This window comes from Paenibacillus radicibacter (assembly GCF_024721995.1).
GTDB lineage: Bacteria > Bacillota > Bacilli > Paenibacillales > NBRC-103111 > Paenibacillus_AM > Paenibacillus_AM radicibacter.
The window spans coordinates 118,093-130,622 of the sequence record NZ_JANQBC010000014.1 but is presented as its reverse complement, the minus strand read 5'-3'; the positions used below and the strand labels follow the sequence as shown (position 1 = coordinate 130,622).

The 12,530-nt window shown below is 38.2% G+C and carries 17 protein-coding genes; 16 read left to right on the top strand and 1 reads right to left on the bottom strand.

The annotated features are described in order from the left end of the window. The first annotated feature begins 60 nt into the window (after nucleotides 1–60). From NV379_RS22925 to NV379_RS22875, 11 genes are all read left to right on the top strand, one after another. Nucleotides 61–429, top strand: a complete 369-nt coding sequence (locus NV379_RS22925; protein ID WP_258209660.1) for a VOC family protein — start codon at nucleotides 61–63, stop codon at nucleotides 427–429. Between the two features lie 70 nt (nucleotides 430–499). Further along, nucleotides 500–847: an HAD family hydrolase gene (locus NV379_RS22920; RefSeq protein WP_258209659.1), complete on the top strand. Its 348-nt coding sequence runs from the start codon at nucleotides 500–502 to the stop codon at nucleotides 845–847. A gap of 229 nt (nucleotides 848–1,076) precedes the next feature. Further along, on the top strand, nucleotides 1,077–1,400 hold the full coding sequence (locus NV379_RS22915; protein WP_258209658.1) for a hypothetical protein: 324 nt from the start codon (nucleotides 1,077–1,079) through the stop codon (nucleotides 1,398–1,400). 238 nt (nucleotides 1,401–1,638) lie between these two features. Beyond that, nucleotides 1,639–2,613 carry a hypothetical protein gene (locus tag NV379_RS22910; protein WP_258209657.1) on the top strand — a complete coding sequence of 325 codons (975 nt, stop codon included), beginning with the start codon at nucleotides 1,639–1,641 and terminating at the stop codon, nucleotides 2,611–2,613. A 37-nt stretch (nucleotides 2,614–2,650) separates the two neighbouring features. Further along, the gene (locus tag NV379_RS22905) at nucleotides 2,651–3,370 is read left to right on the top strand and encodes a sulfite exporter TauE/SafE family protein (RefSeq protein ID WP_258209656.1); all 720 of its coding nucleotides are present in this window, start codon (nucleotides 2,651–2,653) and stop codon (nucleotides 3,368–3,370) included. Between the two features lie 39 nt (nucleotides 3,371–3,409). Beyond that, nucleotides 3,410–4,156 carry a metallophosphoesterase family protein gene (locus NV379_RS22900; RefSeq protein ID WP_258209655.1) on the top strand — a complete coding sequence of 249 codons (747 nt, stop codon included), beginning with the start codon at nucleotides 3,410–3,412 and terminating at the stop codon, nucleotides 4,154–4,156. Between the two features lie 35 nt (nucleotides 4,157–4,191). Then, nucleotides 4,192–4,596, top strand: a complete 405-nt coding sequence (locus tag NV379_RS22895) for a RidA family protein (protein ID WP_258209654.1) — start codon at nucleotides 4,192–4,194, stop codon at nucleotides 4,594–4,596. Nucleotides 4,597–4,925: 329 nt separating this feature from the next. Next, nucleotides 4,926–5,690, top strand: a complete 765-nt coding sequence (locus tag NV379_RS22890) for a Nif3-like dinuclear metal center hexameric protein (RefSeq protein ID WP_258209653.1) — start codon at nucleotides 4,926–4,928, stop codon at nucleotides 5,688–5,690. A 52-nt stretch (nucleotides 5,691–5,742) separates the two neighbouring features. Further along, nucleotides 5,743–6,033, top strand: coding sequence for a hypothetical protein (locus NV379_RS22885; RefSeq protein ID WP_258209652.1), 291 nt, complete (start codon nucleotides 5,743–5,745; stop codon nucleotides 6,031–6,033). A gap of 39 nt (nucleotides 6,034–6,072) precedes the next feature. Next, complete coding sequence (locus NV379_RS22880) at nucleotides 6,073–7,020, top strand: hypothetical protein (RefSeq protein ID WP_258209651.1); 948 nt, start codon at nucleotides 6,073–6,075, stop codon at nucleotides 7,018–7,020. Nucleotides 7,021–7,113: 93 nt separating this feature from the next. Further along, entirely contained in the window at nucleotides 7,114–7,878 is a 765-nt protein-coding gene (locus tag NV379_RS22875; protein WP_258209696.1) for a putative protein N(5)-glutamine methyltransferase, read from the top strand. 13 nt (nucleotides 7,879–7,891) lie between these two features. On the opposite strand, the gene NV379_RS22870 is transcribed toward NV379_RS22875, so the two are convergent. Then, on the bottom strand, nucleotides 7,892–8,395 hold the full coding sequence (locus NV379_RS22870; RefSeq protein WP_258209650.1) for a DUF3189 family protein: 504 nt from the start codon (nucleotides 8,393–8,395) through the stop codon (nucleotides 7,892–7,894). Between the two features lie 285 nt (nucleotides 8,396–8,680). Here NV379_RS22870 and NV379_RS22865 point away from each other — a divergent pair, with 285 nt between their 5' ends. The 5 genes from NV379_RS22865 to NV379_RS22845 are packed head-to-tail and all read left to right on the top strand — an operon-like array spanning nucleotide 8,681 to nucleotide 12,506. Continuing rightward, nucleotides 8,681–9,064, top strand: a complete 384-nt coding sequence (locus NV379_RS22865; protein WP_258209649.1) for a hypothetical protein — start codon at nucleotides 8,681–8,683, stop codon at nucleotides 9,062–9,064. Then, on the top strand, nucleotides 9,064–10,422 hold the full coding sequence (locus tag NV379_RS22860; RefSeq protein WP_258209648.1) for a right-handed parallel beta-helix repeat-containing protein: 1,359 nt from the start codon (nucleotides 9,064–9,066) through the stop codon (nucleotides 10,420–10,422). The genes NV379_RS22865 and NV379_RS22860 overlap by 1 nt, the downstream gene beginning before the upstream one ends. Further along, entirely contained in the window at nucleotides 10,419–10,952 is a 534-nt protein-coding gene (locus NV379_RS22855) for a nitrous oxide reductase accessory protein NosL (protein ID WP_258209647.1), read from the top strand. The genes NV379_RS22860 and NV379_RS22855 overlap by 4 nt, the downstream gene beginning before the upstream one ends. A gap of 2 nt (nucleotides 10,953–10,954) precedes the next feature. Then, on the top strand, nucleotides 10,955–11,773 hold the full coding sequence (locus NV379_RS22850; RefSeq protein ID WP_258209646.1) for an ABC transporter permease: 819 nt from the start codon (nucleotides 10,955–10,957) through the stop codon (nucleotides 11,771–11,773). Next, a complete protein-coding gene (locus NV379_RS22845) occupies nucleotides 11,766–12,506 on the top strand; it encodes an ABC transporter ATP-binding protein (protein WP_258209645.1) in 741 nt (246 codons plus the stop codon). The genes NV379_RS22850 and NV379_RS22845 overlap by 8 nt, the downstream gene beginning before the upstream one ends. The last annotated feature ends 24 nt before the right edge of the window (nucleotides 12,507–12,530 follow it).

The window sequence follows — 12,530 nt, the reverse complement described above, 5'->3', positions numbered from 1 at the left end:
TTGAAAGCTAGACGAAGGTGTATATATAATATCCTAGAACATGAAAGGGAGGAATGATTTATGTTTACACATTGTCTTCAAATATTTCCGAGCGCTGATATGAATAGGACTGCGGAGTTTTATGAATCTATTGGATTCAGATCTGTTAGATATCTGGACTCAGAAGAACCGCATATATGTCTTTATAAGGATCAAATAGAGATCGTGTTAATAAAATCGAATAAAGAATGTATTGAACCAAATCGAGAAATTCATGGATACGGATATGATGCGTATTTTATTACAGAGAATCAAGAGGAAATTGAAAAGAAGTTTAGGGAATTAGGGGTTAAGATTGTAAGACCCTTATCCTTGACAGACTATAATAATAAAGAATTTGTATTTGAAGATATAGATAGAAGATGGATTGCGGTAGGAACAAAGCAGTAATAGATATTAAATCAATGAAGGTAGTATACTGGAGGACAAATTAACGATCGAATGGAAAAAAGAAAATGAAATGTGGGATATCGCTAAGAAACATGAAGTGTGTGGAATGGATGGCGCAGACTTGGAGCTTGGTGCGGAGGAGGTCTTAAGTGAACTCAAAGGTAGTTATCACCTTGCAATTGTAACGAATAATTCGGTTGAAGCAGCAGAGATCACATTAAGAGATAATGGTATTCTTGAATACTTTGATATCATTATTGGCAGGGAGCTAAAGAAAGCATTGAAGCCTTCACCTGATGGATATTTGCGTGTGTTGGATGAGTTTAAGAACTCAGCAAGTGAATGGCTGTCAGTAGGTGATTCATGGATAGATGGAATGGCATCAATGAGTGCAGGAATAAAATTCATAGCGTATTGACCAGATAAAGAAAAGTTGAAGCAAATGAAAGTATGCCCTATAGCAGAACTGTCCAATCTTTTTAATTGAAGAGCTTGATTGAGCGATGGGAAAAAAAGCTAGATGGATGATAACAAAGTATTAACGCACCTTTGGAGCAAGTGACCTCAGTTTTGCGTAGGATTTATGGGCAGAACCTGAAAGAAAATGGTTCATACATTTTTTAAATTAAGAAGGGATATAATGGTAAATGTATCGGAATGATGAAAATATTGAAAACTCAATTTCATGGTTTGTTGAAAGTATGGAGTTTGATACAATTCGAGAGGCACACGAATGGGTTTATAGTGGTGCATATAACGAAATAGGTTACTTATTTGATGGATATAAAACGAAAGATTCCAAAATTGCTTATGCTCTACTTTTTGAATTAGTAAGATCAAACACAATTCTTGGACGTCGACAAGATGTTCATTGTGATGAGGATTGTTTGGATGAAACTATTATCTATAAGGTTTGGGTCACAAATAAAACTTATAACTCCCCTATACTACCCAATACTACAATCGAGTGATTCAAAGCTTAAATGACAATGGATAAGAAATCAGATAAAAGGAGGTATGACATGGATTTCATTCCGCTTAAAGAAACTATGTTAAAGGTGAGACAGTGGCCTAAATATACAGTAGTTGAAAGAGCATTCAATTGCCAAGAAATTAGTTTTATTGCACTTCAAAGATTTATCTGGCATAACTGACAACATATTTCCCAAATTAAATCTCTAATATGAAATTATAAAGGAGGGTATTCAATTGAAAAACAACAGATTTCAAACCAAAACATCATATTCTTTGGATGCTTTAAACTTTCTGAATGTGTTAACAGAGGATGAGTTTTATACACAAAGGCATGAGTCGAATTATCGTCACTTCATACAATCTTTTTCACAGAAGAACAAGTGCTTGATGTCTGAAATTGTTCGAATAAATGGCGGGAATATGTTAAGTCCATTCTTAACTTTGGTTGTATCATCGATACCTAATTTTGATTCTCAAGAAATATCTGAGCTATTCGATTCAGCTACAATTCATTCTTACTTCAGCCAGACATCCTATTATAAAGAAAGTATATGGGAGCAAAAAGAACCTTTATTTAAGCTAGTTCCAGAAATCATTCTCGAACTAGAGAAGATTGGTTTTAAAGAATTCTGGTACGAACATAAGCAACCTCTTTTATTAGATAAAATCGAAAAAATTACATCCCTAGTTGATCAACATTCTATATTTGATGAAATTAACGATATGCTAGGGCCAACCAGCAACATTGATGAAATTATCCTATATTTGTGCAGCTATGCAGCACCTCATGGCATTAAGATTGTTGGTCCGCGATTTATTTCCGATGTTTCATATCCGACAGAAATAACTTTAAGTATTGCAATCCATGAAATGTTTCACCCGCCGTATCGGATCGAACAACTAAATGAGAGATTTAACGATTTAAAGGTAGACCCTAAACTTATTGATGCTTTTGATAAACAGAAAGAAAGATTTGGATATAAGACAATTGAAGGGTTTATTGAGGAGAATGTCGTAGAGGCAATGGCGTTATATATTTGTGAAAAGATTGGGCTAGAGAAGGATCCATTCGCTTATCTAGAAAAACATGACGAAGGATCTCATGTCCTGTCCGTCACCTTGTTGAAATATTTGCAGAGCAATCCTAAGAATAGAGATGTAAGTTTCCAGGACTATTTCAATGAATTTCTTCAAAGAGTAGAACTATGAATCCACCTAAACATATTTTGAGTGAGTGGAACTTACCATGATTCTAGTGTTAGGCATACTAATCGTTCTGGTTGCAGGGTTTATTCAAGGGTTAACGAGCTTTGGATTCGCATTGATATCTATGCCGATTCTAGCAAAAATTATTCCGATTCAAGAAGCAGTTCCGATCATTGTCATTCTAAGTATATGTGCGAACGTCGTCATATTAATCAATTGCATGCGACATGTAGATATGAAGAAGATATGGATATTAGTCGTCTCAAGTATATTGGCAGCTCCGCTTGGAACTTATTTACTCGTCTACCTCAGTGCTAATATTCTCAAAATATCAACAGGTGTATTGATCATAATGTTTGCTTGTATATTATTATTAGGCAAGTCTTTTCCAATACGAGATGCTAAGGTAGCTTTTATTCCGGTTGGGATCATAAGTGGATTGTTAAATAGTAGTATATCTATGAGTGGACCGCCTGTAGCTTTGTTTCTATCCAATCAAAATACAAGTAAAGATGTGTTTAGAGCAAACTTAACTGCGTATGCAATAATCTTAAATATGATTACTCTCGTAACGTATATGTACAGCGGATTATTGACTACTGAGGTGTTGTCATATACAGCTTGGCTTATACCAAGTATGTTTGTTGGCGTTTTGTTGGGGATTAAGGCAATTAAGAAGTTAGATGACAGATTATTTAAAAAGATCGCCTTGTGGCTAATAATTATTTCTGGAATATGGACAATCATAAGTTCAATTTAGGTATTGAATAACCTTACGGTTATAGAGAGGAAAGATAATATGCATAAGAAAATTGCCATAATCTCAGATATCCATAGTAATAGCTTCGCACTAGAGGCTGTATTGAAAGATATCTCAGCACGAGATATTCAATTAATTGTTAATTTAGGTGATTGTTTGTTCGGTCCTGTTGATCCGCTGGGTACTGCAAAATCATTAATGGATAACAATAAGGTAATAAATATTATGGGGAATTGTGATGAGATTTTACTACATGAACACAGCAATTCTGAAACTTTTAAGTTTGTAAAACCTAAGCTAGGTCGTGAGATCGTAGAGTGGATTCGGTCGTTTAATAAGACTTGGGTATATGAAGACCTGATGTTCTGTCATGGAACTCCCTATGCAAATGACCAGTATTTACTTGAAGATGTACAAGAATATGGAGTTAAGTATAAGAGTGCAGAGCAACTATCCATGGAACTTGAAGAAGTATCTCAGAAATATTTATTCTGTGGCCACAGTCATGTGTTCGGATTGATATATGCATCAAATGGTAAGTTCGTTGTGAACGCAGGAAGTGTAGGTTTGCCAGCTTATAAGGATAGTCTACCATTTCCACATATAATGGAATCAAAGTCACCCCATGCAAATTATGTTGTTGCGCATCGAACACTGGAAAATAATTGGAATATTGAACATGTCATGGTCCATTATGATTGGGATAAAGCGAGTTCAATAGCTGAAGCTAATGGACGAGAAGATTATGCATTTGCGATTAAGAGTGGATGGGCAATCGTGGAATAGTTTATTAAACAATAAGATTAATAGGAGTGAACAATATGCCTGATAAAAAGCAGGTCAGTTTTACGAATCCAGCATCTATGCCGCCAGCAAATGGTTATACCCAGGTAGTAGAAGTGCGAAATGGAAGAACCATATATGTATCTGGACAAATCGCCGTAAATCAATATGGTGAAAAGGTGGGTCAAGGTGATTTATCGGCACAAACTAGACAAGTATTTGAAAATATCAAAAGTGCGTTAGAAGCTTCTAAAGTAACTTTTGACGATGTTGTAAAATTAACGTTCTTTGTAACGGACATTTCCCAAATGCAAGTGGTTCGTGACATTCGAGATATGTATGTGAATACGAACAATCCACCTGCTAGCTCAGCAGTCGAAGTAAGTAAGCTCGTACATGATCATTTCTTGATTGAAATTGAAGCGATAGCGGTAGGGGAATAGTTTTATTGATGTTGTAGGAGGAAGAATGCGAAAATTAAAGATAATAATCTTCGGAATAATCGTATCTTCAATTGTGCCGCTGGTTCATTTAATCCTTTTGAAAGCAAATAAACCATTCGTAAATTACATCAACAGTTCTCTGTCTGAAATCGAGGTAGGGAAAAGTATACACATTGCATACTGGTACTCTTTTACGATAAAAGATTTCTTGATAGATTTCATTGTAACTATGATTGTTTATTTCCTGCTTGTATTTATGATTCGAAAGTATAAGTCGAAGAACGACAGGTGAAGCCGCTTGAACATAACAACAATCGAGGTGTGTAAATATGAATGCTAAGCAATTCAAATCCTATCTCAACGAGCTATTTGGTGAACTACTTGTTGAGTTCAAAGAAGATGACGAGTACGGCTTCTGCAATTTCACATTAGATAACTACACTAGAATTGGTTATGCCACTAATCTGACGCCGGAAATCGTGTTACAAGCTGCCGAGAAGAATGTTGATTTGATTGTGACACATCATGACGCTTGGGATTTTGTTTATGGAATGAAGGAGAAGTGCGTTGAATTACTCGATGTACATCATATTGCACATTGTTACATTCATTTGCCTTTGGATTATATTGAGTTTGGCACTTGTAATTCATTACTGGAGCTACTTGGTGTTAATCATATTGTTCAACAATCTAGGCATGTTGAGGGCGATAGCGCTATTGGGATTGGAGAACTGCCGGAGCTGGTCTCACTAGAGGAGCTTGTAGGAACAATGAGTGCGGTATTGGGTGAGAAGGTTTATTTTCAAAAGAATAGTAACAAGGAAATTAGAAGAATTGCCATGATTACAGGTGCAGGAATTGAGATGAATCAATTAAGAGAAGCAATGAATAGTGACTGTGATGTATACATAACCGGAGAAAAGACACTATACACGATTCAGTATGCGAAGTTCATCAATATGAACTTAATTGTAGGTAGTCATACGTATACGGAAATCTTCGGAGTTCGATCACTTGCTCAGAAGCTCAAAGGTAAATTCAATAGCATTGAAATCTTACAACTACAAGAAGAACATAATGAGGTAACTGACTGAACACAGAGAACTATAACTTGTTTGTTTGAAAAGAAAACCAATGAGGTGTGTAATGAAGGTATATTTAGTAATCAGTCAAATTTTTTATTTATTGACTTTACCAGTGTGGCTTGTATTTTTAATGGTTGCCTTTATGGGGTTTGATAGCGGTGCTCCACCAGTGGCAATCGTTATACTTTACATATATATGGCATATCCGGTTGTTGTAATCGTGTTATCAATTGTTTCGTGGGTTTGTATCGTGAAGAAGAAGCCTCGTGCTGCACTTGTTACCACTTCAATTCCATCACTATGGGTTGTTGTAGTTACGGCTTTTTTTATTATGATAAGTAGCTCATATTAAATGGGTTCATGACTAGATAATTAATGTTAGGAGGAAATAATGGAGAATCACCTACTTAATCAAGGACTACATATTATTTCTCAGTGTAAAAATCAGACCGGGGATATATGGCATGCCCATTATGGTGCTGCCGCTATCGCGAGTTGGTTCATCGTTAGGGAGTTTGATTTACCAAAGGATGCTGCGGATTGTATCATACATCAATCGAACAAGATGACAGATAAACATTCATTATCACAGGTAGATCATATGACAAACGGCGTTGAATTTAATATTGCTGAAAAAGAGATTGTTCGAGCACTAGAAGAAACGATTGATGAGCTTCATTGGGTTGGACATAACGTCATATATTCTGCCTATTCATTAATGGCATTAAATAAACTTTGCTATTGGGGAGACGAAGGCAGTATGAATAATATTGCGTTATTGATTCGTTCCTTTAAAGGCACGATACCTGGTCGCTCGTGGATAGGATTTTCGACAAAAGAGGTAAAGTCATTAATGTTAACTCCGGATGATAATATCCCAACGATTCAAACCCCTAAGGAACTATCTGAGTTTACATTAGGAGAACTCTCAGCTTTCCAAACCATTTACCATGCTGAAGCTCATCATGATTTAATCGGTCACATGCTTACATTCTCTCATGCTTTAAACATGCTATATGATCTTGGACATGAATCTTTATTTAATAGAGGATTACTTCCATTATTCAAGCTTGTTAAAGTGCTTCGTAGCAGTAAAGAGCTTGAGAATAATGATTCGATTAGACTGGTGTCACCAGTAGATAAGTTGCCGTTAGTACCCAAGAAACGTGCTGACCATTTGCCATGTAAGGCTGCATACTGGACGAAGGACTACAGCCAGATGGATTGGGATTACGGTCATTTGTTTAAGTTTACTTATAGTTACATGGATCACATTAAGAGAGTGCCTCATATGCGTTCTAATACGATAGAGAAGTTCAGATTTATTATTAGTGATTAAAACGTGTTATAGGGTGTGTTAGGTTAATAGAAAAGAATCTGTAGAACATACGGAGGGGAAACCGTGAACGCATGGAAAGACAATAATGAAACCATTCAGGAATCTATTATTATTAAACTTCAAGCAGCTGGCTGCGTTTTTGCGGAGGAAGAGGCGCGCTTGCTAATATCCGCTGCACAGACGCAGTCCGAGTTAGCTGCGATGATTGATCAACGAATTGTAGGTCTTCCTCTTGAGCATATCATTGGTTGGGTGGAGTTTTGTGGTGTACGAATAGAAGTTGATCCGGGTGTCTTTGTACCTCGGCGTCGCACGGAGTTTCTTGTTAGCGAAGCGATTTTTCTTGCACAGACGGGGTCTATTGTTGTGGATCTTTGTTGTGGTTCAGGGGCATTAGGTGTTGCTATCGCATCAACCTTGGGGCAAATCGAGTTGCATGCTGTTGATATTGATCCTGTTGCAGTAGAGTGCGCAAGACGTAATATTGCTAACATAGGTGGGTATGTTTATCATGGTGATCTTTACGATCCTCTACCTGACACTCTGCGCGGCCATATCGATATCTTGATTGCGAATGTACCCTATGTGCCAACAGATCGGATCAACCTTCTTCCTTCTGAAGCACGATTATATGAGGCATCTGTAGCACTTGATGGCGGTGAAGATGGGCTTGAGGTATTGAGTCGGGTGGCAGCCGATGCGGCTAATTGGTTGGCTATAGGTGGTCACTTATTGGTTGAAATTAGTGAGCAACAAGCTAATAAGGCTGTCGACCACTTCGCTCAAAGTGGATTGATCTCGCAAGTTGTTCGTAACGATGAACTAGATGCTATTGTCATTATTGGAACAAGAGCATAAGAAGTGAGTATATTTAGCTTCCTTTGTTATCCAGTACAATTAGCGTATCATTCTTAGATGTAGCTGCTTCTTTGGTGTTATTGACCAATTGATTAATCTTATTGCAGCATTGCTTAGCGCCCATTACAAGTAGAGGAACTCCGATAAAGTCTATCTTTAACCGTCTTGATAACAAACCGCCAAGTGTCATTGCTAAAGGAACGGTTGGTGATGTATTGGAGTAAATGACCTTCTCATTCATGTTAAATTTCTCTTGTAATAGTGTTGTTAGATTTATTAATGAAGGAGCAACAACCTTCGATGCACCGCGTCCAATTGTATACACATGATTCCCTTTATCGTCGATACCATGGAAGATGAGCTTACCCATATCAGAGGTTTTCAGTTTGTTAAAATAGTCTACGTTAAGAATTTCTTCTTTGGTAAGCTTTCGATTAGTAGGCAATTTATTTAAATGATAAGCTGCCGCGAGTGAGGTTGTGTGTGTTCCACCATAATCGTTGTATATGTATATCACAGATGTTCCCCTTAGGTGTTCTTGTTGACTTATTTTATCCAAAAAAATAAGGATGATACTTTTTCCAATTTGATAAAATTCATTTCTCTATAATTAAAGAAGGCGAAGAGGAAGCTGTGAAATTCACAGCTTCTTTTTTTATGGTTTTTCATAAAGAGTATGAAATTCAGTAAAAGTTCTCAATATTTTCACAAGATGTTAATGATAATAGCCCGACTGGGTGATAGGAATCTCACGAATATCCCGTAAAATTAGTATTGGAATTGGAAAGAAAGGAGTTATTAGATGAGAAAATCCATCGTTTTAATTTTACTTGCTGTGTTTATGCTGACAAGTATTATGGGATGTTCTTCCTCACCGCAGGGTCAAGATCCAGCAAAAGTTAAAGTTCAATTTGTAACCGAACCGAAAGAAGGACAAGCTGGGCAAAAGTTGAAGCTTATTGCGAAAATTTCAGGACTCGTCTCTGAAAAGGGAGCAAATGTCCAATTTGAGATCCGGACATCGGATAAAAGTGTGAATCCGAAATTAATCAAAGCAGAATCCATAGGTAAAGGAAACTATGAAGTAGAAAATGTATTTAATGAGCCCGGGACTTACACCGTTTATATCCATCTTTATCAAGAGGAGCTCCACATCACCAAGAAGAAAGAACTGCAGGTAACATGATGATTCATCAGTTAGGAAACAGACTCGGTGCATGGTTAGGTTGTGCAGTTATCATGATCCTGATCATTATTCATCCTCATGCTGTACTTGCTGAACAAGGAACATCTCCTCTTAAGCTTCAAGATATCGTGGATCGAACTGAGGAAGGGCAGACGTTAATTTTGCCAGCAGGTAAATATGAAGGTCCACTTCGGATTCATAAAGCTATTGCTATTGAAGGAAATGGGCAGGTGGAAATTAATGGTGACTCATCCAGCGGACCTGTCGTAAAGATTGAAGCTAACCATGTACAGCTGCGTGGTATAGCTGTTAATCAACCATCCGATGAGGAACAGTCTTCTGCTGTGCTTGTAACAGGCAATCAAGCGATGATTGATTCCGTTATGATCTACACACAAACGTATGGAATCGTAGTGCGAGATAGTGGAAATCACCAAATTACGAATAACCGGATTATATGGGGACAAGAACAAGAAGAGCAGTCTACCCATACTTTTTCCAATAAACGAAATGGGATTGATCTTTACAATTCTCATGAGAATCGCATTCAAGAGAACCAAATTTCACAGATGAATGACGGTATCTATTTGGAAAACAGCAATCGAAATCGGGTCGAAAACAATCGAGTTGACCATTCCAGGTATGGGATTCATTGTATGTATACCAATGAAACCATCGTTCGCAGCAATTATGGAGAATCCAATGTGACGGGCGCCATGATTATGGGGGTGCATGATGCTGAAGTTACGGACAATACTTTTGTCAAACAAAGTGAAAACGTAAACTCACAAGGCATACTGCTCTTTGATGTTCAGACTTCGCGCATCATGCGCAATAAAGTCGAAGGTAATCGTGTCGGGTTGTATATCGAGCAATCAAGTGGGAATAAGTTTCAGCAAAATGAGGTTATCCAAAACTTTGTCGGGATCCAATTTCTAGAATCGAATGAAAATCGTTTTGTCGAGAATCACTTTATAGGCAATGTGATTCCATCACAAACGAACGAAAGTACAGATAATTTGTTTGAGCGAAATTATTGGGAAGCCTTTCAGGGAATTGACTTAGATGGTAATGGGATGAGTGATTTGCCTTATGCGATGAATCCTTTTTTTCAGCGATTAACTGCTGATACACCAGCTTTTCAATTATTCTTTCAATCGCCAGGCATGCAGTTTCTAGAGACGATGTATGCAGCAGGTAAAGAGGATTGGAGCACAGATACGGCTCCTTTCATGCACTTGCAGACTGAGCTTTTACCAAAAGAGAATCAGGACAAGATGAAAGTAGGCTTTCTAGCGCTTTTCCTACTAGGTGTTTCAATGACAATTATTATTCATATGGGGGTTAAACGAACATGAAAAAATCTTTATTCGTAATGCTATCTTTGATGATCACATTCCTACTTATAACTGGATGCGGAAAGGAAAAAGCAGCGGCTGTAGCTGTGAATGAGGCAGCTGACAAATGTGCCATTTGCAATATGCAGGTGAAAGATGATGCTTTCGCGGTTCAGTTAACGACAAAAGATGGAAAAAACTATAAATTTGATGATATTGGCTGCATGAATGAATGGGCGAAGAAAAATGCTGCAGACTCCGTAGAAGTAAAATACGTTCGCGATTATAACACAAAAGAGTGGATCGATTACAGTACTGCTCAATATGTATATGATGCTTCCTTCAAGACACCAATGGCCTACGGCATATATTCTTTTAAAGATAAACAAGCTGCACAAATGTTTGTAGATGAACAGAAAAAAGGAAAGCTGATGACAGCTACGGAGTTGAATAACCATACTTGGGATCGTGCCAAGGGAAATATGGATATGCATGGTCAACAAAATCATGACCAAAATGCACATTCCGAAACGAGCAAAGGATCTAACTAATTATGAATTTGATTCATATTGCGTTAAGAGAGGTAAGACTAGGCTTTCGTAACCCTTGGTCTTACTCTTTTCTCATTCTGTTTACGGTCTTCAGTATGTCTTTACTGTTGATTCAATCGCAAAACTTTACGGCAGGTTATTCAAGTACAACTTCAACCATGCTGAACTTCATTCTATACTTACTTCCACTTATGACCCTTCTGATTGGTTCTTTTTCTTTAACTGCGGAAAAGGAGGAAGGCAGCTGGCAGCTATTATCTACTTATCCGCTCAGTACTTTATCGTTTCTATTAGGCAAATACATCGGTCTTGCAATCGTACTGCTGACAATCATAGCATTTGGATATGGTGTAACAAGCCTAGTTGGACTATTTACAGGTAAAGGGCTTAATTATCAAACGATGGGGCTGTTTATTGTCTTCTCGGGCGGACTAATTGTGCTCTTCTTGGCAGTTGCACTATGTATCGGGACGTGGGCACGCAATCGTTGGCAGGCATTGACTTTCGGGGTTGCAATCTGGTTCTTCTTTATTATTGGGTGGCCGACGCTGTTAATCGCTGTTCTTGGCATGCTGCCTTACTTGTGGATTAAGCCCTTATTAACGATATTAACGCTTTGTAATCCTGCGGAACTGGTTCGTCTGTTCGTAGTTGTAAAGCTAGGCGGGGGCACAGCATTGGGTCCCGAATACTATGAATGGATGCAGTGGATCAACGGACCCCTTGGAAGCTTGAGCTTTTTAACGATTTGCTTGATTTGGATTGGACTTGCAATTGGGCTCGCTTATTGGGTATGGGAAAGGGGGCGCTGTCGTGGATAATCCGATACTACATTTGATGCAAATTACAAAACAAATTAAGAAGCAGCCGATCATTCATCATGTGGATATGAAGTTGTATCAAGGTCAGGTTCTTGCGTTATGCGGTGGTAATGGTGCGGGTAAAAGCACGATTCTTCGTATGATTGCAGGGATCAGTCAGCCGACAAGCGGCATCATTGAGGTCAATGGTGTCAGCTGGAAACAAAGCCGTCAGCGTTATGCAGAGCAGATCGGCTATATGCCGGATGATTATTTGTTCGGACAAGGATTATCTGCGGAAGAGACATTAATGTTCTGGGCTGCACTCCGCAAAGTCACCAAAGAAAGGGTGCATGAAATTTTACAAATCGTCGGATTGGATGAGGTGAAGTCGAAATCGGTTTCTTCCTTTTCAAAAGGAATGCGTCAGCGCTTGTTATTCGCACAAGCTTTGTTAAACAAGCCGGCGCTGCTCATTATGGATGAGCCAACGAATGGTCTTGACCCATACTGGCTGGAATCGTTCATTTCACTTGTTCGTGCTGTCAAAGCGGAAGGGTATGCGGTCATCTTTTCGACACATCAACTTCAGATTGCAGAGGCAGTTGCGGATCAAGTTGTCTTTCTAAAGGAAGGACAGATAATGGAAGAAGGGTCTGTAGAATCCTTTTATCAAAAATATGGAGATCACGGACTTCAAGGTGCATTCAATCGCTTATTCGGTCTTCCTGTTCAAGGGCTGTTGAAGGAATGAATGAATATTGACGCTGAATAGAAA

What these genes read in the sequence shown, in the direction of transcription:
- NV379_RS22905 (WP_258209656.1), top strand. Translation starts at nt 2,651, where the DNA reads ATGATTCTAGTGTTAGGCATACTAATCGTTCTGGTTGCAGGGTTTATT.
- NV379_RS22925 (WP_258209660.1), top strand. Translation starts at nt 61, where the DNA reads ATGTTTACACATTGTCTTCAAATATTTCCGAGCGCTGATATGAATAGG.
- NV379_RS22895 (WP_258209654.1), top strand. Translation starts at nt 4,192, where the DNA reads ATGCCTGATAAAAAGCAGGTCAGTTTTACGAATCCAGCATCTATGCCG.
- NV379_RS22885 (WP_258209652.1), top strand. Translation starts at nt 5,743, where the DNA reads ATGAAGGTATATTTAGTAATCAGTCAAATTTTTTATTTATTGACTTTA.
- NV379_RS22860 (WP_258209648.1), top strand. Translation starts at nt 9,064, where the DNA reads ATGATTCATCAGTTAGGAAACAGACTCGGTGCATGGTTAGGTTGTGCA.
- NV379_RS22890 (WP_258209653.1), top strand. Translation starts at nt 4,926, where the DNA reads ATGAATGCTAAGCAATTCAAATCCTATCTCAACGAGCTATTTGGTGAA.
- NV379_RS22850 (WP_258209646.1), top strand. Translation starts at nt 10,955, where the DNA reads ATGAATTTGATTCATATTGCGTTAAGAGAGGTAAGACTAGGCTTTCGT.
- NV379_RS22865 (WP_258209649.1), top strand. Translation starts at nt 8,681, where the DNA reads ATGAGAAAATCCATCGTTTTAATTTTACTTGCTGTGTTTATGCTGACA.
- NV379_RS22880 (WP_258209651.1), top strand. Translation starts at nt 6,073, where the DNA reads ATGGAGAATCACCTACTTAATCAAGGACTACATATTATTTCTCAGTGT.
- NV379_RS22920 (WP_258209659.1), top strand. Translation starts at nt 500, where the DNA reads ATGTGGGATATCGCTAAGAAACATGAAGTGTGTGGAATGGATGGCGCA.
- NV379_RS22855 (WP_258209647.1), top strand. Translation starts at nt 10,419, where the DNA reads ATGAAAAAATCTTTATTCGTAATGCTATCTTTGATGATCACATTCCTA.
- NV379_RS22900 (WP_258209655.1), top strand. Translation starts at nt 3,410, where the DNA reads ATGCATAAGAAAATTGCCATAATCTCAGATATCCATAGTAATAGCTTC.
- NV379_RS22915 (WP_258209658.1), top strand. Translation starts at nt 1,077, where the DNA reads ATGTATCGGAATGATGAAAATATTGAAAACTCAATTTCATGGTTTGTT.